The following is a 26,262-nucleotide window of genomic DNA, read 5'->3' as shown; positions in this document are numbered from 1 at the left end:
AAATGCCAATACACAAACTTTATCCATTCTTTTCTTTTTTCTTTCTTAATAAATAAATCCCACATCCTGCAATAGTCATTGTCAACATCATAGGTAAAATATATGTTGAATCACCAGTTAAAGCAGATTGACTTGACTTTGTTAATCCTTGAATAGCTTGATATAAGTCTTTCGCATATTGATCAACAACACTCTGCTCAAGAATTGTTTTATTATAAACAATTCTTCCTAATACTTTATTTAAATTTGCAACTGAATCACTATTATATGAAGATAAATCTGATGGAATTTTAGAAATTAAATCTTTAATTTGACTATAGTCAGCATCTTTATATTTGAGTGAATCTGTATATTTCTCTAAATTTTGTTTTGCTTTCATAAAATCTTCTAAAGAGACATCTTTAGGTAATTTCATAAATTGGTCATATGCATTCTTATATGCTTGATAACTATTAACAGTATAGTCATGAGAATCTTTTAATTTTAAATCTTGAAGATATGCTACATATTCTTTTGAACCACTTACTTTTAAGGATTGAATAGCATTTGTTAAAGCATCATATGCATTTTTAACTGTTCTTGCATCTCCATCCTTCATTGCTTTCTTTGCATTTTCAATAGCCTTTTCTACTTCGACATAAGTTAAAGATGTATATTTATCTTTATCTAATCCCTCTGCTTCTTGAATACGTTCTTTTAAAGCAACAATAGACACTAAACTATTTTTAGCTTTTGTAATTTTTTCAATATATTCTTTTTGCTGTTGTAGAGTCGGATTAACAAGAGCCTGTGCTTCATCAACAACTGCTTTAAAATCATTGTATGATTTTTCAGTATAATTTTCTTGTTTGATTTTTAAAGCTTCTTTAATAACATCATTTAACTGATCAGATACAAGTACCAATTGATTCTTCTTTTCAATAATGAGATTGAGTTGTGTTGCTACAGTTTCTTTTGTCCCAGAAACCAATAATTGCTTCCCAACTTCAACTGCATCTTTATAAGCTCTATAAGAATCTTCTGTATACAATTGACTATCATAATTATTAAATTCATTAATCACTGCTTTTAACTCTGTAATGTCTGCTAAAGCTGTTTTTGCAGTTTGAAATGCTGTATTTAATGTTTTCATATCTGCTGGTGTTATACGATCAGCTTGAGATGTTGCCACTTTATCTTTTGTAATTGCATTATTTAATGCTGTTTTTGCAGTTATATAATTTTGGTATGAATCTTTAGCATAATTAGATTCAACTAGAGTTGTGTCATCTAATATTGCTAATTCTGCCTTTTCTCTCTCTATTGATGAATATTCTAATGAATTTTTAGCATTTTTAATATCTTGTACAAATTGATGAGCCTGTTCAACAGAAATATTATCTTTATCATTAAAAGCAGATTTTGCATCATTTATACTATTTTGATATTCCATAAATGAATTAACTGTGTAATCATTTTGTTGAATAGATGTTGCTTCATTAACTAATGACTCTAATTCACTTAAATCAGCTTTTTGTAATGCAGTATCAATTGCATTTTGTAAGACTGCCACTGCACTATCAATAATATCCTGTGATGCATAATCGCTATTCTTTAATTCTTCAGCAATCTTTTTTGCATTATTGAAAGCAGTCATACTATCTGTTGTCCAACCGCTCTTAGCAGTTTCTTTTAAAATATTATTTAATGCTGTTTTATCAACTGAAATATTTGTTCCTTGTCTTGTTAAGATTTCAGCAATTTCAGGAATTTTATCTTGCCATGAAATTTCTATAGAGAGTAATTTTTTCCCTGTTGGAATAATAAATTCATTGATAGCTTGATTTAATTTACCAACTTCAACCGTTTCTGTTGTTCCTCTTATGATATCACTATAGAATGTGGCTTTTACTGATGCACCTGTTGTTTCACCATTTTGAATAATTCTAAATGAAGTTAAACCATCAGGTCTAGATACATAATATGTCATTGAAGAATTTGCTAATGAAGATTTATAAGTTGTTGTTAAGTCTTCATCTCCCATATAACTTGGCTGATGCCCACGTTCTTCTAATGCACCAACATATTGTGGATTATTTTCAACTGGTATATATTCACCTCGATTAACCATAATCTCATTAATAACAATTGAACGTTGAGGATAATCAACAGTCATAAGGATACGTAAATAACGCCCTTTTATATTCAAATGATCACTGCCTGCATATACATAATTAGGATAGTTAGAATCATTATTTGTAAATGTTTCTCTAGCAGTAGAGTTAGGATCAGTATCTTGAATTCCATCACCAATTGTAAATAAATCATTCCAGTTGACCAAATCAGTAGAGAGTTGGACTTTTGCATCTCTAATATAATCATTTTGAGAATCAAGTGTATAAATTCTTAAAGAATTCATATCAATCTCTTGTCCTAAATCATAGATAATATATTGACCATTCATTGGTCTTCCACCTATTTTATTTGTTGTTCCCATATTTCCATCAAAAGCTGCACCATTATTTCTTGTATCTCCCCAATTGGCAATAGCTGCAATATCTGAAGAATGGAATTGCATTGGCAAAATTTCATGGTATGTAACTTTAAATTCATTGATTGTTATATTGAGAGCAGATGACCCTGTATTGATGAAACGAACAAAACAAGCATCCTCATTTTGTACTCCAGTTGTCACATCAGTCCAAATGATTCCATTTTTTGAAACCTGAAGTTTTAATGCTGAATTATTGCCAGTATAATTCAATACTATCTGATCTAAATTTTTTATATTTTTGAATTGTACACCAATATATTCTTGTGCATTTAATGTCATATTTCCTGATGTTAAGGCAACACCATGTTCCAAAGTATTTGATAAGAGTGTTGTTTCAGTATTTGTATAAACATAATCTTTAACACCTGCTTCAACAGATATTTCTTTAACCTGCCACCATGTTGTTAAATTTTCTGTTGAAACAATTTTAATGCCTTTTGCTTTCACTTGAGTACCAGTAATCTTAATCTCTTCACCTGCACCAGTAAAAGTGTTCCAATCATGCCAATTTCCATCAGTGTCCTGATACATGACTTTTCCATTTGAAACACGGTCTCCACTTCCTTGATTTAAAGTCACTGACATGACTTCAACTTCTTTATTAAATGAAACAACAACTGCATCATCTGTTTGAATATTTCCATTTTCTGCTTGAGTATCACTAGCTAACCACGCCATTGTTCCTAAATCGCCATCAACCATATATTCTATTTTATTATTTTTCGCTGCTGCATTAATGCTATTATGAGTCGCAACTCTTAGCCCATGTTCTAATGAAGCAGTCAGTTTAAGTTCATTTGTATTTTCTGTTCCTGAATTAACCAAATTCACTTGGAATTCTCCCAATCTCCACCAAATTGCCTTATATTCCAAATTACGAATACGAACATATCTTGCTGATAAAGAAGCAGGTATTGTTTGTTCTGTCTGTTCTGCCAAATCATCTAATTTTGTCCAATTGACCTTATCTTGACTATATTCGACTACCGCTTTACTTAAGATATCCCCTTGCTTCGTCATTCCCTGTGCAATATATACTGATTCAATATCTTGAACAGAACCGATATCTAATGTGACAGTTGCTCCAACTGGCATTGCATTGGCATTTATTGCTTTAAAATGTGTTTCTGTTTCCTTATTACCATCAAGAGCATCTGCTAATGAACCTTGTGCAACAACAATATCATTAGAAATTTCAAGACTTAAGTTCACTTCTCCTTTTTTATCAGGATTTGCAATCATTTCTACTTGTTGTGAAGTATATTCATCTAAAGCTTTTATAAATGGAACAATACGTTGAACTCCTACTTCAGCATATTGATAATGATCTCTATACCATAATGCATGAGTTCTAGAATTTGCAAATAACTTTTGACCATTTGAATATTGATTTAAAAGTGTTGTACTATCACCTTCTATATTAGCTTTTACTGCTTTTAAATAAGCGATTGCAGATCCTGCTGTATCATCCCAACAATCTAACCAATATACAATTTGTTCTTTAATCCTTTGATTTCCACTATTTCTATAGATTTGAGAAGCTTTTGCAAGAGTCTCAAACTCTTGAATAAGTTCATTAACCTGCTCAACTGTAGCTGTATGAGAATTTAATGCACTTTTTAATGCATCTAGTTTTGGTTTCAGTTCAACAGATTCATCTAGCGGTGTAACTGGATTATCTCCCCCAATCATATTCTGATTAATCATATGTTTAGATAATTCACGTAATGCTTTTGATGATTGTGTTGTCAATGATGAATTGTGATCTACATATTGGAATGAATCATTCCAAATTTCATCAGCCTCTGCTTTTGATTGCCAAATATTCCATGAATAACAAGCATTCCCAAAAATTGCAACCTTACTAGGTTCAGACTGTTGCATTGGATTTAAGACAATACCTTCTACTTTACTAGGATTGACACCTGGATGTAAAAAAGTATCATATCCTCCCATAATTAAATGATTTTTAGAATTATCTGTACATGGCCAGTTAATCCATAAGTAAGGACCTCTTCCTACTGTATTCATGAAAGAATTTGTAAAATTTTCAGATGCTTCACCAAAAACTTGACCACCAGTCATGATAATTTGTACATTATCAGGAAAATCTGAAAAATATGATTGTCCCCAACCCATATACTCTTGAACACAGAATGGTAAAGTCAACTTAAGATCAGGATAAGTTTTCTGTTTTTCCTTCAACCAATCAGTCATATCATTTAACATCTTTATATAATTACTACCCCCTACATTAGGAGCATCATCTGCTAAAATAGCAATTTGTCTCACACCAGCATCAATAACTTGTGCAAATTTATCTTGCATGACTTTTAAATCCGCTTCATAATTTGCATCATGACGAAGAGGATTAGGATGCGTAGCATCTTTCATATAGGGATGTAAAGCATAAACAAAACGACACTTTGATTCATTTCCAGCTTGAGCAAGTGGTTTAATCATTGTTTCAATTTCTTGATCTGTATATAAATCACGCCAGTTTGCATTATGTTTAGGATCATCTTTAGGTGCATAGAAATATGAGTTTAATTTATAATAACCACTCCATCTCATTAATTCTGATCTATCTTCAACTGACCATGGATTTCCATAATAACCTTCTATAAATCCACGACTGACAACATCAGCATAGTCTTCAACTTCAAAATTACGAATTGTACGCCCTTCTAACTGATTAAACACATGATATAAAGTTGTTAATCCATAAAAAGCAGCATCTGTATCTTTTCCTAAGATAATCACTGTGCCATTATCAACCTTTAAAAAATAAGAATCTGTCTTATCAAATAAATTATTTCCAACAGAATAATTATTCTTTACATAATTATCAACATATCCATTAGAGTCTTTAATTCCAATAAGTATATTTGTTACTTTTTGTTCACTCTTTTCATTATCTATTAACTCATCAGATGTTAAAATTGATAAGCCTTTGATATCAGTCACTTCTTTTAAACGTGACTTTGTATATGAATCAATATCATTTTCATATACAACATTGACTTTTTCTCTTAAAATAAAATCACTATTTTCATAAGTTATCTTATGTGGTTTAGGATATATTTCGTATTCTGGCATCGCTGCATAAACAGATCCCACTTGTGAAAATAAACCTATGACCATTGCCATACTTGCTATGACTGCAAAAAATTTCTTTCCAAACTGTTTCATTTTTTCGCCTCCCATTTTTTACAAAAAGAAAAGACCCCAAAAGAATATACCAAAAAGTATTTCTTTTGAGGTCTTGCCTAATTGAATAGTAACAATCCTTGTTATGCCTTTATTATATCATTAAGCATTTCATTGTCAATAATATTTTACTAATTTTATATTGCAGTTAAGTAAATTTATAATTACTTTTTTACTAAAACTAAAGTCTATTAGCATTATTTTATATCAATACATATGTACAGTTTTTCTCTACAGAAATAATCCTTTTAATAAGAACAATCACGCATTAAAAAAGACATAATCAAAATGACTATGCCTCTATATCATTAATGTCTTACTATTTTATAATAAGTTCTTGCTGTTAAAATATAAACTATACTATAAAGAATAGCTAATATGACAATCGAAATGATTGTACAAGTAATAAACAATCCTTCACCAGAAGCTATTAAGTAACCAAACATTTTCATAATCATCTTGAATGCAAATGACATATGAATGACTGCGACAACAAGTGGCAGGAAGAAGAAAATTAAGACTTGTGAACGAATTGTCTGTTTCACTTCTTTTTTACTCATACCAACATTCTGCATAATCTCAAATCGCCTTTGATCCTCATAACCTTCAGATAATTGTTTATAATACATAATTAATATTGCTGCCATCAAGAATAATAGTCCTAAGAATAATCCTAAGAAGAATAAACTTCCATAAGAATCATTAAACATATTTTCCATTTCATATTGTGAAGAGGTAAAAATTGTATAATCTTCAGTAGTCTTTTCACTTTGAACAATATCTTGAATAACTTCTTCAGCAACTTTTGCATCTGCTTTATTTTGATAATCAATTGACATATACTCTATCGGTTGAACTTGATCTTCTAAAGCAAATAAGATGTCCTTTAAAGTTTTTTCATCTTTTAAGACAATCCCAGTTAATTGAGCACTTTTTGAAAATTCTGTTTCTAAGAAATATTTATCTTGAACTTCAGATTTCACATGAACAGTTTTTTCATTAATCTTCATTTGGTTTGGTAATTTCTCAAAATTAGAATGAACAAGAACCTCATTTTCCTTTAAAGTTTCATTCTTATGATAAGCACGATTATATTCCTCTAAAGTCATTGCTGAAAAGCTTTTGAAATCTCTAGCATCACTACCTTCACCAGTTATATATTCACCATCTTTTTGATTGTAAGAAATTTCATAAATCGAACGCGTGACAAATGCTGTAGTCTTAATATCTTTTGCTTTTAAGTTATCTTGAATTTTAGCATAGAGTGTACTTAATTCTTGTTTTGAAGGTAATTTTCCTTCTGAATAAGGGTTAATTTTCATTACAAAGTCTTCATCCTGAAGAATTTGAACAGTGTCTTTGACACCTAAGTATAATGTCACAGTTGAAGAAATCATAACGAGGATACATGTACATAAAATACAGATACTTGCTAAACCAACTGCATTTTGTTTCATACGATAGACCATTTGTGAAACAGATGTAAAATGTCTTGTTTTATAATAAAAACGTTTGTTTTTCTTTAACATCTTTAAAATCACAATTGAACCTGCAGTAAATAGGCAGTATGTTCCAATAATAACCAATACCACAGCAACAAAGAATAACGTTAATGCATCCATTGGATCTTCAATTGTTTGTGCAAGATAATATCCTCCACCCAATGTTAAGATTCCTACTAAAGTCAATAACCATTTTGTTTTTGGTTCTTTTTCACCATGTTCTCCACCACGTAATAACTCTATCGGATTTGCCAATTTAATCTGAATAACATTAAATAGATACGCTATGAAGAAAATTGCACCATAAACTATGACAGTTAAGAAAATAGTTGATTGTGGAATTTCAAAAGTGATAGCAGTTTGAATATGAGATAAATTGACTAACAATAAGAACATCAGTTTACTAAACAATGCTCCAAACAAAACACCAAAAATAAGTGATGTTAATGTAGTAAGAATTGTTTCACAAGCCATCATAATCATGACATGTTTCTTTTCCATACCAAGAATATTATATAGTGCAATTTCTTTTTTTCTTCTTTTAATTAAGAAACTATTCACATAAAAGAGAAAGATAACTGAGAAAATCATAACAACCCAAGAACCAAGCATTAAAACAACAGGGGCTGTAGAACTGGTATCTCTTAAACTTTGATTGACTGCTAAACTATGAATAACATAGAACATCATAACAGTAAAAGTACTTGTTAATAAATAAGGAAGATAAATCTTAGCATTTTTCTTAATATTTGATAATGCTAAGCGAGAATAAAAGAATTTCTTCATTTTATTTTCCTCCTGTCGCAAGTAATGTTAATGTATCTGAAATACTTTGATACATTTGTTCGTTGGTTTGATTTCCTCTATAGATTTGATGAAAAACTTGTCCATCTCTAATAAATAAAACTCTTTTTGCATAACTTGCTGCTTTGGTACTATGTGTAACCATAACAATTGTTTGACCTTCTTCATTAATTTGATCAAAAATATCTAATAATTGATCTGTGGATTTAGAATCTAATGCACCTGTTGGTTCATCTGCTAAAACTATCTGTGGATGAGTAATTAAGGCTCTTGCAACAGCAACTCTTTGTTTTTGTCCTCCAGAAATTTCATAAGGATATTTTTCAAGTAACTCCTGAATACCGAGTTTTGGTGCTAAAACTTTAAGTTTTTGTTTCATAACTGGATATGATTCTTTTGATAACACTAATGGTAAAAAGATATTATCTTTAATTGAAAATGTATCTAATAAATTAAAATCCTGAAATACAAAACCTAAATTCTTTCTTCTAAATTGAGAAATTTCTTTTTCTTTAATACGTGTAATATCTTTACCATTTAATAAAACTTCCCCACTGGTTGGTTTATCAAGAGAGGCTAATATATTTAATAATGTTGTTTTCCCACTTCCTGATTCACCCATAATTGCAACATATTCTCCTTCTTCAACACTAAAAGAGACATTGGATAAAGCTTGGACCTGTTGATTAGAAAAACGTGTCGTATAAACTTTCTTTAAATTTTTAACTTCTAAAATTGACATATAAATCGTCCTCCTTTGTACATCTTTAGTTTATGAAAAAAAGGAAATCCGTACCATAGATTATCCTTACAATTTCTTATTTCATCCTTACATTGATGTAAGTTTACTCAACCTGCAATTTATCAACATGAAAATTAATAGCAACGACTGTTCCTTTACCCAAAGTTGACTCAATAGATATTTGATAACCCAGATTATGAATAATCTGTTGACATAAGTATAACCCTAATCCACTTGCCTTTTTATCTACTCTTCCATTATGACCAGTAAATCCTTTTTCAAACACACGTGGTAAATCCTCAGGTTTTATCCCTATACCTGTATCTTCTATATAAAGCACTTCATCTTTTTCATAAATGTGAATCATTCCTTCTTTGGTATATTTTAATGCATTAGATAGAATCTGTTCAATTACAAATGAAATCCATTTTTCATCTGTAAGTATTGTTCTTTGAATAGGCTCTTTATTTAATTTAATTTTCTTTTGAATAAAAAATGTTGCTTGTTTCTTAATGACTTCATTTAAAATAGGATCTAATGCATATTCTTTTATACTTAAATCTGATGACATATGATCAATCTTGATATAATGTAAAACCATATCAACATACTGTTCAATTTTAAATATCTGTAACAATAGATCATTTTGGGGTTCTTCTTGTAATTGAACTAATAAACGTAAAGCTGATATAGGTGTTTTGATTTGATGAACCCACAATGTAAAATAATCTAACATATCATGATAATGATCATCATTTTGATTTTGTAATTCTTTATGTAAATGATCAACTTTCGTTAATAATTCATGATAGTATTCTTCAATTGCAGTTCGTGGTAATGGCAAATCAGACATATAAATATTATCTAACGATAAGATATATTCAAGCTGTGTCCTCTGTTTATAAAACCTATAGAAATCTATCACAGTATAAATAACTAAGAGTGATAAACTTAAGATTGCAGCATAATTAATAGCATCTAACAATGCATTATATAGAAACAATATGAAATAAAAAATACCAATAATTAAGAAAGAATAGATATAAAACTGTTTACGATAACACAAATAATCCCATAGCTTATTCATAATAGAGCTTATATCCTAAACCTTTTTTCGTTTGAATCAAAGAATCAAAGCCAAAATCATCTAATTTCTTTCTTAATCTATTCATATTGACACTTAAAGTATTATCATCAACAAATTGATCACTTTGCCATAAAGCAATCATTAAATCATCTCTAGAAACAAATGTTTCTGATTTTTCAAATAACATTTGCATAATCTTCAGTTCATTTTTTGTAAGTTCAATGATTTGAATTTGATAAGATATTGTTGCTTCTAAAATATTCAACACCAAATCCTTATAAGTTAATATATGAAATTGTTTTGAAAAAGAATAAGTTCTTCTTAATATTGCTTGAATCTTAGCAGTTAAAACATTTAAATCAAACGGTTTATTAATAAAATCATCTGCTCCCATATTCATTGCCATAACAATATTCATATTTTCATTTGTTGAAGAAATAAAAATGATTGGCACTTCTGAAACTTTGCGAATCTCTTGACACCAATGATAACCATTATAATAAGGTAAAGAAATATCTAAGAGAACTAAGGCAGGTTGTTCTTTCATAAAAATATCCATAATATTTTCAAAATCTTCAATAACATAAACATCGTAATTCCATTTTTCTAAATGTTTTTTTAATGTTGATGAAATGATTTCATCATCTTCAACTATCATAATTTTTTGCATGGTTCTCACCTCATTGCTTAGTATACCATAATTTATCCAAATACTTTGTAATTTTTTTATTCTTCAAATATGTTTATGTATATTTAAGTTTTGGTGAATTTAATATTGATTTTATAGATGAAATTATAAAAAATTATTGTGAAATTATCTCTACCACCATAATCAAAGAAAAAAGAATCATTTTCGTTTTGCTTAGCATGATTAACGAATTGATTCTTTTATTCAATCATTTATAACAATCTCATATTAATCATAGTCAATATCATTATTTTGATGATGAGATATGTTCTCTTTTTTTCTTTAAATTTACTAATATGATTCCTATCACTGATAGACTTATCAATCCCATCCATCCTATTGTCTGTGTTGAATCACTTGTTGCTGGATTTTTTATATCTTCAGATGTTGTACCCTTATCTATATTAAATTCAGCAGTTGCCTTTCCATCTGTTGATACAATTATCAATGTATGTTTCCCTGCACTTAATGTCTTTGTAAATTCAGGATTCAATGTCACAATTGTACTTCCTGATTTCACTGTATAATATTGTCGAGCTAAAACATTACCATCTAATAACACTTCTTTAAACTTTTCAATTGGTGCTTTGGAAACAAACTTAACATCCTCACCTGGCTTAAATGTAAAATGATTTCCTTCAGTCATAACATATTCGTCTTGTTTTGGAGGAATGACTGGCTTTGTTTTTAATCCCTTAATAGCATGATTAAGATTAGCTATTGCTGTATCAACTTCTGCTTGTGTTGCATCTTTTTTATCTACAACAGCTTGTGCTTTTTTAATTTCTTTCATTAAATAATTTAATGTATCTTCAGTATATTTATCATCTTTTACATAAGTATTTGCTTTTACAATCAATTGTGATAGTTCCAATTTATCTACCACTTCAGGTGGTAAATCTGGTTTTTCTTTCAAACCATCAATTGCTTTCTTTAAATGAATTGCATATTCATCAACAATAGCTTGCTCAGTTATATTTTTTCCACGAACAATATTGTTAATTGCAGTATTCAACGCATCAACTGTTTCTTTTTCATAGTTTGATAAATCTTTAGGAACTGTTAATAATAAGTCATCTACCTTACTATAATCAGCAGGTTTATATTCTAATAATCCTAAATATTTTTCATAATTATCTTTTGCAATATTAAAGTCTTCCAAAGAAACATTCGCCGCATCTTGTAATAATAATCCTAAATTTGTATAAGCACCTTTATATAATGCATAACTTTCTTCAGTATAATTATCTGGTTGCTTGAGTGTTATCGTTTGCATATATTCTCTTAGTGCTTTTTCACCACTCATAACTAATTTTGAATATGCTTCACTTAATCGACTTATCATATTCTTTACTTCATCATATGTTTTATCATCTGCTAAATAATCATTTGCTTCTGATAATACTGGTGCAAATTGCATCCATGAAGAGCTTATATAATCCATCTGATTTAAGTCTTTATACTCATCAATCATATCTTGTAGTTGTTTTTTGACATCAACATGTACCAATTGGAATTGATTGGCTTCAGTTATTTTTGCTAATGCATCTGTCTGTGCTAAAATATCAGGTGCTTTTAATAACTCTTTAATTTCATTAATTAATGCCATATAACCATTCCATGATTCTTGAGTATAATCTTCAGCATTTAAAGATGCTGAATTATCTACAAAAGTTTGTAATGCTGCTATATTCTCAGCAGTCGCTCTCAATGCCAATCCTTTTTGAGCTTCTAATAAAGCAAGACGAGCCTCTGTTAATTCTTGAATTGTTGTTGTAGATAATTTTTCTTTTGCAGTTGTTAAAACAGGTGCAAATGTAGTCCAACTTGAAGATGTATACACATTCTCATGATCTAATGAAGTAATTAATGTTTGCAATGCTGTATTATCTGCTTGTAAATCATCAATAGCAATTGATAGTCGATATGTAGCAATATCAATTTGATTTTGAGTAGCAGAAGCATTTTCTACTAATGATTTTGCAGCATTGAGACGTAATATTAATTCATCTCCTGTTAATTGAGTTACATCAGTGATATCAACTTTTTCAGCTAAAACTATAGATTTTTTAAGTTCTACTAATGAAATGAGATTATCTGAAGCATCATTAAGGGCTTGAATTGCTGCGTGTTTCTCTTTTTCACCAACATCACCTTCTCTATCTAATAATGCTTTTGCTGAATTCAAAACATCAGTCAATTGCTGATAACTGTCTTGTGTATAATCATCATTAGCAATATCTTTCTTCTCATTATATAATGTTTCTAAGTCAGATAAGTTGTTTGTTGCAACATCTAGAGCATCTAATCCGTTTTGTAACTCTATACTCGCAACAGTCATTTGTTCCTCTGTAGGAGAATCTTGACCTAATAATGTTTCTGCTTCTTGCAAAGCATTCTTAAATTGTTCAGTTGAAGATATCATATAACCTGATAAATCAATTTTCTTAGCATCATCAACAATTTTCTCTAAATCAGTTTTTAAAATGGCATCTGTTTGATAAATATTAATCTCACGAGCTGATGCAAAACCACCTTTACCTTCTATAGCAGTTAAACGAATATAACGGGCTGCTCGTGGAGCAAAATTAACTGTTTTGAGGTCTGCATTCAATTCCCATTTTCCAGCAGCTACCTGTTCATAATGAGTACCATCAAGACTTATTTCAAGTTTATACTGACTAATTGTACCATTACCAGCATCTGGTCTTGGTAAATAAGTATAATTTCCAATGAGTTTGATATCATGTAAATCAATTGTAATGCTTTGAGGTAATGGAACAACATTTGACCAGTTTGTATGCCACCATGTATTAAGATTATCATCAATAGCCATTGAAGCTAATCCTTCTGAGCCAACATTGGGATGCTCACTCGTTGCTGTGGCAGTCATTGTTGAATGGGGTATTAATGTTTGATTACGTTCAGTTGTATCTTCTGTAGGTACATCAGGATCAATCGTTTCAGCAGCTTTTGTTCCATATAACTCAACTTCAGCAATATTGACCAAATCATCTGCTCCAGCAGCCTTAGGAGTTAAGTATATCTTAATAGCTTTTCCTTTCACTACTTGAGATAATTCAAAGACTTCATCAACAGTGTCTCTCATAATTGTCGTTGATTCAGGATAAACTGTTTCATTGTAACAAACTGTCTCCTTATCAGCATCATCTATAATAGCTATTTTTATTTTAGAAATTCTGTTTGCACCCCATTCATATTGCGAGATAATGACTTTATTCACATCCTCATCACTATTTAAAGGTATTGTTATATAGTTTTCTGCTGGATTATTAATATCAAATTCCCAACGGCTTACTTTGCTTCCATCAACAGCATTTTTTCCACTACGATCAGCTTCTTGTGAAGCTGAATGATAGTTCCCAACAGTCACTTCTTTATTTAAAGCAACATTAGCACGTTCATAATCATCCTCACCAGCTACTTTATCACCATAGACTTCCATTTCATAGAATGAATAACCATACTCTGTAGCTCTTTGTACACCTTGGAATTTTACATACTGAATATCTGATTTCATTTCAAAATCAATATCAGATATTCCACCATTACCATTTTCTTCATTATAAACTTCTGTCCAATTTATATTGTCTGAACTGACTAATAATTTATATTTTACTGCATATGAAGCTTCCCAAAAGATTTTTATCTTATTGACATTTTGCTTTGAACCTAGATCCACCATAAAGCATGCATCATCATTATAATTAGATGCCCATCTGCTTGTACCAGATGTCACTCCATCTACTGCTTTAGTAGGGTTTAATGAATCTGTCTCATTAGCAGATGCTGTTGCTGTTTGATTTAATGCTAAATTTTCATAAATAATACTACCTGCTAATTTTTTAATAGCATTTTCATCTAATATTGTATTATAAACTTGAAAATCATCAACAATTGCTTTCACAGCATTTTCTTTACCACCTATTGTGTTTAATGGTAACATCAAAGTTTCATAATAACGTTGTGTTCTCTGTCCAAGATCATTCGTTGGATATGATCCATTCCATGAATTACATCCAGAGTTATTATTCCAATTTGGAAATGGTTTATTGATCAATGAATCAAATAAAGTTCCATTGATATATAATTTTACACCTTCATATGATCCTATCAATGTAATATGTGTCCATTCTCCTTCTTTAATATCACAATTAAATGTATGAGTATATCCCTCTACATCATATCTGATTTTACCATTATCTAAATAAAGTTTTCCTGTTTGTCCTTCCATTAAGGTTCCACTTGCTGTATCAACTGGTTGAATCCACATAGCTGTTGTCCAGCCAAAACCAGCTGATTCAATATCAGTTTTAAAATAACTTGACCCACCATTAAATTGAATCGCTTTTCCATCTTTTCCTTTGACATCTTCAGTTATGTTAGTAGCCTCTAAAATATTAACCCCTTCAACTAAATTATTCGTTTTATCATCAAGTTTAATTAACTCATTATCTTTAATGTTCTTATCAATTTCATATAAGAAATCCGTATTTGGTGCATCTCCTAATACACTCGCAAGTTTTTTCTCACTTGCATAATTATAACCCTCATTTTTCTTTTGATGACCAGCCCAGCATTTTTCTGCCACAGTATATAAATTATGTTGAATACGATAACTCACATCATTAACTGAGATACCGTTTCCACTAAAATCATTCCATACTGCAAATTGCCCACCAGAAACACCTGGATGTCCAACTGGTGCTGGGTGGTTTGCCCATCCATAATTATTATTAGGCAACCATGAATTATATAAATATTCTGCACGTCCAAATTGATTAGAATAATATCCGCCACCTGGAACAATATAAGTTTCTGAATCTTCCATAGAAATAATTTTATATCCTGCATCTAATGACTGCTTAGCATCAGCATATCCTTGGAACCATGCAAACATTGTTGCATCAGTCGTGACTGGTGTAGATCCTGAATTTTCTTTTAAAGAGCCCCAGAAAACAGCTTCTTTACCAGTCGAATTTATATACTCTAATAAATCATTACAATATTTTCTAAATGATTCTTTAGCAGAACCTGTCCCAGCTTTGTATTCATCAGTTCCTATGTTGACATAATCACCAACAAATGTAGCCTCTCCACCATTATATCCATTAATATATTCATCAAAAAGAGCCGTCACTCTTTTTAATGTCTCAGGATTTCCTGCATCTAAATACTTTACATTCCCAGGAAATTTCAATTCTGGCCAAAGATTCGTATACGCTAAAGCATGGCCTGGTGTATCTAATTCGGGAATCACATCAATGCCTAACTCCATACAGTCATATTGATAATCTCTAAATTGCTTTTTTGTATAGTGGTCAGTTGATGTTAATCCTGGATAAAGTTCACTCTCTAATCTGAACCATCCTTCAGGTTGTCCACCTAATCCATTTTCAGTTGATAATCCATTCCAGATATCATTATCACTTAAATGCAATGATAACATATTTAATTTATACCAACTCATTTGCTTTGATAAATCCTCTAAATATTCCATTGGAAACCATTTACGTGCAACATCAAGCATCATTCCTCTTTGTTCAAATAGAGGATAATCTTTTACAAGTCCACGTGGCAATTCATTTCTTCCATTATCCTGTTTTAAAATTTGTAGAAGAGAGATAGTTCCATACAAAGCTCCCGTATTATGAGTAGCCTTAACCGTTACATAATTCTGATCTGCTTCTTCTCCTCCGATATATAAATAATACCCTTCATCACCAAGCATTGTTTCACTTATATCTTCTTGTAAAAAAATATCACCTGCTTTTACATCCGATTCATTACCTGTTACTAGGGTAATGTTTCTACCAGTTAATTCTCGATAATCTTCTTGAAAAGTTCTCGCTGCTTTAGAAAATGCCTGACTTCCTAAAACAATTCTCGCATCTGTCAAATCAACTTTTCCATTACCTGCTACCCATTCACGTAATCCTGGTATAACTTGAGGTTTTTTATTTTTTCCAGAAATATTTGTTTCTTTTGCTGGAACCTTGATTGTTGCATTTGTTTCTGTTGTTGTAACCTCATTGTTTTCTTTATTGGTAAGTTTATATAATAACTTTACTGTTTGTGTTTCTAAAGGTCTTGTGACTTCACCTTTTAAAGAAATTGTTGCTTTATTATCACTCCCAAAAATTTCAACTTTATAACCTTCTAATCGTGGTAATAAAAGTTCATTGTTTTCAACATCATATAATGGTGATTCAGCAAATTCCTTTAAGTTACCCACATCTTTGATATCGATATTAAGTTTGTCAATGTTATTTTGCTCAGTTGTATCTGAATAATCATCGTTGTCTTTTTCTAAAGCATATGTTGATGTTGTTCCAAGAATTAATTGTCCAATCAACATTGTGAATACCAAACCTATCGATAAAAATCTTTTCCATCCTTTCATCACTTCATATTCTCCCTTCTCATCAATTGTTATTGAAAATAAGAAAAGACCAACCAGTATGAATATACTGATTGGTCTTGCCTACTTAAAGTAACAATCCTTTATTTTTACAAGAACATTCTATCACATATTATTTTATTTGCCAATATGATTTATAATCAAAATCTTACATTATTAATAAGAAATTCTTTTTTATCTTCCTACGTAGAGAAGTAGGAGAGTTAATTCTTAAAAAGAAAAGTTTTGATTTTATGATATTCCAATATGTGATTTTCTCAACATACTCGCTTTTACAGAATATCTCTATTTGTTAAACTGTAAAATAAATCCTTTCATTTTTAATACATTCTTTTTTAGGAATATAACATACCCTATAGATAACATACATTTTTATTTCATATTTATTCCTTGAAAGATTTCTAAAATTTGAGAAGTTTCACTAATAGAAAATTCATTATAAAAACGTAAAATACAAACACATACGAGTGGTGTATATAAATTATTAATAACATGTTTTCATATAAATTAAAATTATTATCAAGAATTTGTAAAGGACTCATTAACTGTTCAAGTACACTGTAGTCCTCTATTGTTATATCTTTATTATCACAATATGCCAGTAATTTCTTTCGACGAATTTGCTTAGGTTATTTTATGAATCCGCATAGAAAAGCATGATAGGTATTAATATATATTTATAAAAATAGCATATTTATCAAAAGATGTGATTGTTATTCCTATGAAAAAACACAAGTTTATACTCGTGTTTTTAAGGGAGAAAAATAATTTGTTATCTCAAATCTTCACCATCACTAGCAATAACTTTTTGATACCAATAGAATGAATCCTTACGACTACGTTTTCCAACACCTGTTCCATCATCCTGATAATCAACATAAATGAACCCATAGCGTTTTTCCATTTCACCTGTAGATGCACTCACTAAATCAATACATCCCCATGGTGTATAACCAATCAAATTAACATCATCTTCATTAATAGCTTTATCCATCTGTTCAATGTGAGCACGTAAATAATCAATACGATATGAATCATGAATAGATCCATCAGCTTCAACTTTATCTACTGCACCTAATCCATTTTCAACAATCATTAATGGTAATTGATATTTGCTATAAAAATCATTTAAAGCAATACGCAATCCTACAGGATCAATCTGCCAGCCCCAGTCACTTGCCTTTAAATATGGATTCTTAACACCAAACATCATGTTTCCACCTTGATTCTTTTCAACTTCAGGATCAGCACTCACACAAGATGACATATAATAAGAGAATGTAATAAAATCAATTGTTCCTTCTTTTAATGTTTGTTTATCCTGGTCTGTTAATTCTAGCACTATTCCTTCTCTTTCATACTTCTTTAACTGACTTGATGGGTAATACCCCCTTGCCTGAACATCAGTATAGAAATCAACACCTTGCTGCATTTTTCTTTGTTTCATAGAATCATCAGGGTGACATGTATAAGGATAAGCAGTCCCATATCCAATCATATTTCCTACCATCATATTTTCATCAATTGTATGAGCAGCCTTTACTGCCAAAGCACTTGCTAATAACTGATTACGTGTTGCATTAGCAATAATTTGAGGATCACAAGTTGGTAGCCCAGCTGCCATCCATCCACCAAAACCAATACAATTAATTTCATTAAATGTTAACCAATATTTTACCTTACCTTTATATCGTTTGAAACATGTTGTGGCATACTTGACAAAACAATCAATAGTTCGTCTATCTGCCCAACTCCCCCATTTATTTGTTAAACCAACAGGTGTTTCATAATGTGATAAAGTGACTAATGGTTCAATCCCATACTTATATAATTCATCAAAGACATGATCATAAAATTCTAATCCCTTTTCATTGGGTTCATCATCATATCCATTAGGAAAAATTCTTGTCCAGTTAATTGACATTCTAAACATCTTGAATCCCATTTCAGCAAATAAAGCAATATCCTCTGCATAATGATGATAAAAATCAGTTGCTGTATATGAAGGATAATCATAACCTTCAAAAGAACCAAAGATTGCACCTTTAGGAGCATTTAAATCAAACATCATCTGTGATTCAATTTTTCCCTCTTTTGTTTTATAAGTGACCTCTCTAGGTTTTGTTCGTGAACCTCTCGTACAACAATCTGAAGTACTGATACCTTTGCCATCTTCATTCCAGCCACCTTCATATTGATTGGCTGCGGTTGCTCCACCCCATAAAAAATCTTTAGGAAATGCCATTTAATCCAACTCCTTTCCATTACTTTCAATAACCTTTTTATACCAATAGAAACTATCTTTACGATATCTTTTCATTGATGCAGTTTTGGCTTTTTCATCATCTTCATCACGATCTACATAAATAAAGCCATAACGTTTTGTAATACCTTCTCTTGTTGAGACTAAATCTACTGCACTCCATGGACAATAACCGAAAATATTTGCGCCTTCTTCAATACCAATTTCCATTTGTCTGATTGTTTCTCTTAAATGCTCAATACGATAAGAGTCATGAATTGTTCCATCTTCTTCCAATATATCTGGTCTCCCATAACCATTCTCAGTAATAATTAATGGTAAGTGATAACGATCTGTTAAACGTCTCGCTGTTACACGAATACAATAAGGATCATATGCATGACCATCTTCACCTTTAGATAAATATTCATTCTGTGATGCTCTACCAACTCCAGGTTTATCCATCAATTTCATTAAATAACTCATTTCACGATTATCAGCATTCACCATATCACTCATATCTAAAGGATAGTATTCTAAGTATTCTGTAGTATCATTCCCATAACAATTAAAACCAATAAAATCAGGATGTCCCTCTTTTAATATTTCAAAATCACCATCATGAATATCCAAAATAATTTGATTATCCTTAAAATATTTCCATACACTCATTGGATAAGTTCCAAAAACTAAAGCATCTAAATAAAAATTATTTCTTAAGTCATCCATATTTAATGAAGCAATATAATCCATTGGTGAACATGTTTTTGGATAAGATGTTGTTATATTTGGTGCTGGACCAATTTTAGTATTCGGACACATTTCATGACACAATTTCATAGCCTTAGCTTGTGCAATCAACTGAATATGAGCTTGATTATATAAATCTGTTCCTGTTTGCAACTGATTTGTTCCACCAATCATATCTACTGCTCCAAAGAAAATGAGCATATTCTGTTCATTATAAGTTAACCAATAATGAACATCATCTTTATATTCTTTAAATAAGATTTGACAGTAATTCACATAGGTATCAATCATTTGTCTATTATTCCATCCACCATATTTCTGTTGTAAAGCTAATGGTAAATCAAAATGAAAGATTGTTACAATCGGTTCAATACCATACTTATGACATTCATGAAAAACATCTCTATAAAAATCAATTCCTCTTTGATTAATTTTACCTTCACCATCAGGCAAAATACGACTCCATGATATTGACATACGATAAGCTTTAAATCCCATTTCTGCCATTAAAGCAATATCTTCCTTAAAATGATGATAAAAATCACTAGCATAATGAAATGAACAAGTTCCTGGATTTAATTTCTTGACATCCCAAATAGATAAACCTCTGCCATCCCTATCATAACCACCTTCAATTTGGGCACTAGAAGAACTTGCACCCCATAAAAAATCATTAGGAAACATTTCGTTTTCTCCCTTCTATTATGCTTCATTTTGGGCTGCAGCAGCTTCTTTAGCAACCAATTGTTTTTCATAAATCTTAAAGAATGGATACCATACTAATCCTGTAGGAATTAACATAATATAATCCCAAATTGCATTTGTCCAATTTAACGTACCTAAGTATTGAGCAAAACCCATTGGCATTAATGACATAATTGGAATCCATGCTGGAATAATAAATCCTGTCTGATATCCAATGTAATAACATAACATGACAAGAGGTATATTTAAAACATAAGGAATACAAAGAATAGGATTGAACATAATAGGCATACCAAATGTCATTGGTTCATTAATTCCAAACCATCCTGGAACTGCTGAAACTTTAGCAACCGCCTGAATTTGTTTAGATTTAGAACGCAAACCAAATAAAGCTAATGGAAGTGTATTCCCTGTTCCACCGCAGCATTGAAGTGCTGTAAACAAAGCAACTGGATAGAAGACTAAAGGCTCTCCTGCTGCTGCATGTGCAGCATTTTCTGCTAATGCAGTCATCATCATTGGCATTAAAACAGGATAAACAATCATTGTTCCATGAATACCAAAACACCATAGCAAAGATGCAAAGATACCAATAATAAACATACCTGGAACAGAAACTAAGACACTTAATGGAGCAGCTAAAACTGCCATAATACCACTTGCTAAATTTAAAGCACCACCACTCACACTAGAAATACCAAAAGAGATAATCATAAAGATAACAACATTAAATAACAATGGTAAAATAGATGAGAAGCCATCTACTAAAAATGGTGGACAAACATCAGGCATTCTAATGCGGATATTCTTATCAGCACAGAATTTTTCTACATGTATAACAACAAAGACAACCAAGAACCCTGTAAACATACCAGATGCTCCTAAAAAAGACATATTCAATGCAGTTGTTCCATTTTCTAAAGCCATAAATGCACCAGTTGCTACTAAGAAACAGACTGTTGAGTCAACCGCAGTTATTAATGGAGACTTCATTTTTAAATTTTTAGCATATGTATATGCCATCACAACAACAATCCATACAGATAAACAATTCATTGTATAATTATATGGCATATATAAAAAGTTATAAATTGTATCTCCATTTTCAAAAACTCCTAACATTGGACCTATCGCGCAGATAATCTGAAATACAGCTCCAACCATCAATACACCCATCATAGACATCATTGCACCTTGCAAGGCACTAAGAAATTTGTTTGTTCCAAGTTTTTGCCCAAAATCCTGGAGCTTCACCATAAATCTACTATTAAATAATCCTTCCATAATTTTCTCCTCCCTATTTTTCACTATATAATTTCTTTGCTAACTTCATAATATTAGGACAATTAGCCACTGCATAATCAAATGACTCAATAGCAGCACAAGGCAATCCTGTGTTTTCTTTAATTTCATTTAAACGATACGATACCTGTGGACCAACCATCACAATATCATAACCTGAACAAATATCTTGATATTCTGCAAGTCCTACTGCTTTAATCTCAAGCTCCTCTCCATTTTCTTTCCAGTATGCTTCCATTTTCTTCATTAAAATACTTGTTGACATACCACCAGCACAAACTAATAAAATTTTCATCTTCCTTCCTCCTATCTGTTTTTATAAAGTAATATAATTTCTTTGATTAATTCATTAGCTAACATACTCGTCATTAAATGATCTTGAGAATGAATAAGTAATATATTAATATCTTGCTTTTCTCCACTCGCTTCTTTGACCAATAAATCAGTCTGAGCTTTATGAGCTAAATTAACTGCAACATCAGATTTTTTTAATAATTCCTCTGCCTCCTCTAACTTTCCTGCTTTAACTGATTCTAATGCCTGAAATGCAAATGAACGTGCGTCCCCAGAATTGGCAATAATTGTCATTGACATTAAATCAGTTGCATTATTCTCATCCATGTGATGACCTCCTTTTTGTTTTCTTACACCTATTCTAGGAGCATTCCTATTTTTTGTAAAGGCTACCAAAATCTATTCAATTTACTTTTATATACAGTTATTGAAAAGTGTATAAGCGACAAAAAAGTCTCAAAGAAATATCATTCCTGATTTCTTGAGACAATACATGTTTGTGTATAGTATTCTGTATATCAACAGAAATAGTGTATAATTACTATAGTGAAATGTATACAAAAAGAAGCATTTTTTATAACCATTCCCAAGCTATGTTTTCATTATTTCACTTATGCTATAATAAAAACATGAAAATAATACGAACAATAAAAATCACAAATGAACAATTTTATGACTATTTAGAACAACAGCTTATCGAAGACATTAAAAACTCTCAACACAAAAAAATTTCAGCAAGTGATATTCAAAAAGGACTCAAATACAAAAAGGAGGATGCCCAATCTAAACTTGTTACTGAAATTTATATTCAACAATATGTAAGAGATGAATGTTATCGTTTTAAAGTGATATATATGTCTGATAGTACATCAATTGAGTATCGCACAAAACCTGTCGATGAAGGTCTTCAAATAACAATGACTCAACACATTCAAAGTTTTGAAGAAAAAAGACATCATAAACTTTCACGTCATTTTCATGAAGCCATCTATTTAAGTCGTATGACTCAGGCTATTTATGATATTGAAAATACAATCTTAAATATTAAATAACACCCTGTAAAGGATGTTATTTTTTATATTCTTTTGATAATCATTAATATTGTTGTCATTTCATTATCATCTATAATAATATGAAAAGCTTTTTCTAATGGTTTGAAAATTTTACTGAGAGATTGATATTCATCATGAAATACAGATAATATTTTTTGTTTCTCTATATTAGGTACAGATTGTTTTCCATCTAATAATCGTTCAACTAGACAAGCCATATGCATAAATAATCCTACTCTTTGATCTTCATTAAAATGATAGATTGTATTTAACTCATCAATAATTCCTGGTAAGATACTTTTTAATTTAGAAATAGAAACATATTTAAATTGTTCACTTAAATATTGATAAACATCTTCATAATTAAATGTTGAGGATGATATAGGTTCGAACATTAAGATACGATCTATTTCTTCTTGAGAATTTTCAAATATTTTAGAAATAGGAATAAATGGAATACCAAATATCTTTGGATCATATGTTCCAACAAAACAATGAATATCATATGTTTTTCTTAATTCAGAAACTTCATGAATTAATTCATCTTTAGCTGAAATAGCAAGTGGTATAGTTTTCATATTAAGCTTTGAGTATTGATCAATATAACGTTTTAACTGAATAGCTCCACCTTCACCAGTATGACATAATGTCACAATTACTTGATTTAATTTTTCTTCATAATTACGCATTTTATTCATTTCTAAATGTGTCAAATGATAAATATAATCAATATCGGATTCCATCGAACATCTTCTTGCAATATCTATACCAATAAGAGTTATAGGCATATTAATAAGTCTTATTTTAATATTTGTTTCTTCTTCAATTGTTTCTAGCATTGTTTTAATAGACCCCATATCATAAATAACAATAACACCTTGACCTTTATCTATTTTCATAATTAAATCTTTGATTTCTTCCATTGCTTTATGTGTATCAATATTTAATGCCAAATCATAACTATATGCATTGTAACATTGTGTTAAGCTATTGGTTGTATCACGTAACGAAGAGGCAGTTGTTTCACCATGTAAAATATAAAGCAAAACAGGATTGTTCTTTGTTTGATCCTCAGTTTCAATTAAAAACATTGCTATTAATGCCACTTCATGTACTGGCAAATCTAAATCAAATTCATCTTTAATAATACTTGCCAATTGAACACTAGCAGCATATTCAGAAGGATGATCTTGAATAATCTGAACAACTTGGTCATTGGTAATTCTTTGTTGTGATTCTTTTAAAGATATAATTGAATTAATATGTAAGCATAATCCATAAAAGACATTTGTTCGATAATTTTTACCTAATTCTTTCTTTGATGTTTGAAAAAAATGACTGACTATTTCAATAACTCTACTATCAACAATCTTAGATAACTGTTTTAAATTTAATGAACTATCATAACTCTTTAAATAATTATACTTTTTAAACAGGTTTTGAATATGGGTTGTAATCACATCACTGATTCCATGATCATTAATTCCTAATTCTAATAATTCATTATATTGTTTACTAATCTCTAAGTACATATCATTCCCATGTTTTGTTGTATCTATTGTTTGATATCCATCATTTTGATCATATATTAGAACATTACGAGAATCTAATAGAGCTTCTATTTCGATATGATTATTTTTTAATTTGATTAAACTTTTACGTACCTGATTTTTAAAATCATTGACAACCACCTGAATATTCTGATGAATATCTCTAACAACCCTTACATAGGCATTTGCACAAGCTGCTTTAATTTCAAACTTTAATTCTTTAACATTATAATCAAAATCACTTAATAAAAGAGCTCTGATTGTTTCAGAGGTAACTTCAATAGACCGCATAGAATGAGATGCCTCATTAGAAAAGAAATGATTTATCAATCCAAAACGTTCTTTAATAGATCTATCTTTTAATTCAGGTAATTCTATAATTACTGGTATAATTCTTTCAAACTGCATATTACTTTGAGGTGATTGTGAAATAATTACAAAAATATCTTTGCATTCTTTAGATTTTGTTCCATCTTCAGAATAAATTATATTTGTTTCTAAAAAAGTATAGAGTTGACTTTGTTGTTTTGCATCTAATAAATCAACATTATCTAAAAATAAGACTCCTCCTTTGGCCTTCATAAAACAACTTTTATTTAAATCATGACCTATTCCAAATAATTCATTATCTAAAACCGAAATATTTTTAGAAAAATGGCGACAATTGATTTTAACATATGGAGCTTCTTTTTTTATAACTCCATTTTCTCTTGCAAAACAATACATTGCATAGGCAAAAGATGTTGTTCCACAACCAACCTTACATGATATTAAGACATTTAAACTTTGATTAGGATAAAGAATTGCTGCTTTTGCTAATTGGATAGCTTTTCTTAAACTGCCATCATAGCCAATCAATGTTTGAAAACTCATCTCTTCATTATCTCTTATATTATCCAATACTCGATAATACACTGGTCTTGTTGATGTCTTGATTAATTTTCCTTCTTTTACAAGTTCATTTAATAATGCACTTGCATTTGTTCGTAACATCCCTAATTCATTAGCTATTGCTAAAGTATCAATTCCCTTTTCATTCCGATATGCATTCTGCTGTACAAAATCATAAACAAGTTGTTTTGCTGTTTTCATTATACACTCGCCTCTTCCCATTATTTATACAGAATATACTCCTATTATATAGAAGTTGACAAAAAAGGTAAATTATTTTTATATCATACTTAATTTTTATGATACTTCCTATGGTATATTTAAAGAAAAATAAGTGAATTTCTTTCTATTTGAAAAAAACTTAATATTATTAAAATAATTATTCCAAATACTCTTTTTTGATTTTGATAGTTTATTATATATTTTGATAAATATTTACCATTTTCTCTATTCTATTTTTAATTTCTT

At 30.1% G+C, this 26,262-nt stretch carries 13 protein-coding genes; 1 reads left to right on the top strand and 12 read right to left on the bottom strand.

All coding sequences use genetic code 11. The features are described 5' to 3' along the window. Positions 1–19 precede the first annotated feature (19 nt). The 11 genes from AC5M21_RS05915 to AC5M21_RS05865 all read right to left on the bottom strand — a co-directional run bounded on the left by AC5M21_RS05915 (position 20) and on the right by AC5M21_RS05865 (position 22,628). Positions 20–5,725: a glycoside hydrolase family 84 protein gene (locus AC5M21_RS05915; protein ID WP_117598751.1), complete on the bottom strand. Its 5,706-nt coding sequence runs from the start codon at positions 5,723–5,725 to the stop codon at positions 20–22. A 326-nt stretch (positions 5,726–6,051) separates the two neighbouring features. Continuing rightward, positions 6,052–8,031 carry an ABC transporter permease gene (locus AC5M21_RS05910; RefSeq protein WP_008787366.1) on the bottom strand — a complete coding sequence of 660 codons (1,980 nt, stop codon included), beginning with the start codon at positions 8,029–8,031 and terminating at the stop codon, positions 6,052–6,054. Position 8,032: 1 nt separating this feature from the next. Further along, a complete protein-coding gene (locus AC5M21_RS05905) occupies positions 8,033–8,791 on the bottom strand; it encodes an ABC transporter ATP-binding protein (protein WP_008787365.1) in 759 nt (252 codons plus the stop codon). A 103-nt stretch (positions 8,792–8,894) separates the two neighbouring features. Next, complete coding sequence (locus tag AC5M21_RS05900) at positions 8,895–9,878, bottom strand: sensor histidine kinase (protein ID WP_008787364.1); 984 nt, start codon at positions 9,876–9,878, stop codon at positions 8,895–8,897. Next, a complete protein-coding gene (locus tag AC5M21_RS05895; protein ID WP_008787363.1) occupies positions 9,871–10,548 on the bottom strand; it encodes a response regulator transcription factor in 678 nt (225 codons plus the stop codon). Before AC5M21_RS05895 ends, AC5M21_RS05900 begins: the two co-directional genes overlap by 8 nt. A gap of 265 nt (positions 10,549–10,813) precedes the next feature. After that, a complete protein-coding gene (locus AC5M21_RS05890; protein ID WP_017143928.1) occupies positions 10,814–16,990 on the bottom strand; it encodes a discoidin domain-containing protein in 6,177 nt (2,058 codons plus the stop codon). 790 nt (positions 16,991–17,780) lie between these two features. Further along, entirely contained in the window at positions 17,781–19,253 is a 1,473-nt protein-coding gene (locus tag AC5M21_RS05885) for a glycoside hydrolase family 1 protein (RefSeq protein WP_008787361.1), read from the bottom strand. Beyond that, on the bottom strand, positions 19,254–20,684 hold the full coding sequence (locus tag AC5M21_RS05880; protein WP_054325412.1) for a glycoside hydrolase family 1 protein: 1,431 nt from the start codon (positions 20,682–20,684) through the stop codon (positions 19,254–19,256). Positions 20,685–20,702: 18 nt separating this feature from the next. Beyond that, positions 20,703–21,989 carry a PTS sugar transporter subunit IIC gene (locus AC5M21_RS05875; RefSeq protein ID WP_008787359.1) on the bottom strand — a complete coding sequence of 429 codons (1,287 nt, stop codon included), beginning with the start codon at positions 21,987–21,989 and terminating at the stop codon, positions 20,703–20,705. Between the two features lie 13 nt (positions 21,990–22,002). Continuing rightward, positions 22,003–22,302 (bottom strand): PTS sugar transporter subunit IIB, encoded by a 300-nt coding sequence (locus tag AC5M21_RS05870; RefSeq protein WP_008787358.1) that lies wholly within the window; start codon positions 22,300–22,302, stop codon positions 22,003–22,005. A gap of 11 nt (positions 22,303–22,313) precedes the next feature. Further along, positions 22,314–22,628 carry a PTS sugar transporter subunit IIA gene (locus AC5M21_RS05865; RefSeq protein ID WP_008787357.1) on the bottom strand — a complete coding sequence of 105 codons (315 nt, stop codon included), beginning with the start codon at positions 22,626–22,628 and terminating at the stop codon, positions 22,314–22,316. 302 nt (positions 22,629–22,930) lie between these two features. Between AC5M21_RS05865 and AC5M21_RS05860 the strand changes: the two genes are divergently transcribed. Further along, entirely contained in the window at positions 22,931–23,353 is a 423-nt protein-coding gene (locus AC5M21_RS05860; RefSeq protein ID WP_008787356.1) for a DUF3284 domain-containing protein, read from the top strand. Positions 23,354–23,376: 23 nt separating this feature from the next. Here AC5M21_RS05860 and AC5M21_RS05855 read toward each other — a convergent pair whose 3' ends face one another. Continuing rightward, on the bottom strand, positions 23,377–25,995 hold the full coding sequence (locus tag AC5M21_RS05855) for a PRD domain-containing protein (RefSeq protein WP_008787355.1): 2,619 nt from the start codon (positions 25,993–25,995) through the stop codon (positions 23,377–23,379). Between the last annotated feature and the right edge of the window lie 267 nt (positions 25,996–26,262).

It is taken from the genome of Coprobacillus sp. (genome assembly GCF_984815275.1).
The sequence above is the reverse complement of the archived record's forward strand: the minus strand, read 5'-3'. Positions and strand labels throughout refer to the sequence as shown.

Excerpts from the sequence above, each read along its gene's own strand:
- AC5M21_RS05915 (WP_117598751.1), bottom strand. The coding sequence starts at position 5,725 with ATGAAACAGTTTGGAAAGAAATTTTTTGCAGTCATAGCAAGTATGGCA.
- AC5M21_RS05910 (WP_008787366.1), bottom strand. The coding sequence starts at position 8,031 with ATGAAGAAATTCTTTTATTCTCGCTTAGCATTATCAAATATTAAGAAA.
- AC5M21_RS05905 (WP_008787365.1), bottom strand. The coding sequence starts at position 8,791 with ATGTCAATTTTAGAAGTTAAAAATTTAAAGAAAGTTTATACGACACGT.
- AC5M21_RS05900 (WP_008787364.1), bottom strand. The coding sequence starts at position 9,878 with ATGAATAAGCTATGGGATTATTTGTGTTATCGTAAACAGTTTTATATC.
- AC5M21_RS05895 (WP_008787363.1), bottom strand. The coding sequence starts at position 10,548 with ATGCAAAAAATTATGATAGTTGAAGATGATGAAATCATTTCATCAACA.
- AC5M21_RS05890 (WP_017143928.1), bottom strand. The coding sequence starts at position 16,990 with ATGAAAGGATGGAAAAGATTTTTATCGATAGGTTTGGTATTCACAATG.
- AC5M21_RS05885 (WP_008787361.1), bottom strand. The coding sequence starts at position 19,253 with ATGGCATTTCCTAAAGATTTTTTATGGGGTGGAGCAACCGCAGCCAAT.
- AC5M21_RS05880 (WP_054325412.1), bottom strand. The coding sequence starts at position 20,684 with ATGTTTCCTAATGATTTTTTATGGGGTGCAAGTTCTTCTAGTGCCCAA.
- AC5M21_RS05875 (WP_008787359.1), bottom strand. The coding sequence starts at position 21,989 with ATGGAAGGATTATTTAATAGTAGATTTATGGTGAAGCTCCAGGATTTT.
- AC5M21_RS05870 (WP_008787358.1), bottom strand. The coding sequence starts at position 22,302 with ATGAAAATTTTATTAGTTTGTGCTGGTGGTATGTCAACAAGTATTTTA.
- AC5M21_RS05865 (WP_008787357.1), bottom strand. The coding sequence starts at position 22,628 with ATGGATGAGAATAATGCAACTGATTTAATGTCAATGACAATTATTGCC.
- AC5M21_RS05860 (WP_008787356.1), top strand. The coding sequence starts at position 22,931 with ATGAAAATAATACGAACAATAAAAATCACAAATGAACAATTTTATGAC.
- AC5M21_RS05855 (WP_008787355.1), bottom strand. The coding sequence starts at position 25,995 with ATGAAAACAGCAAAACAACTTGTTTATGATTTTGTACAGCAGAATGCA.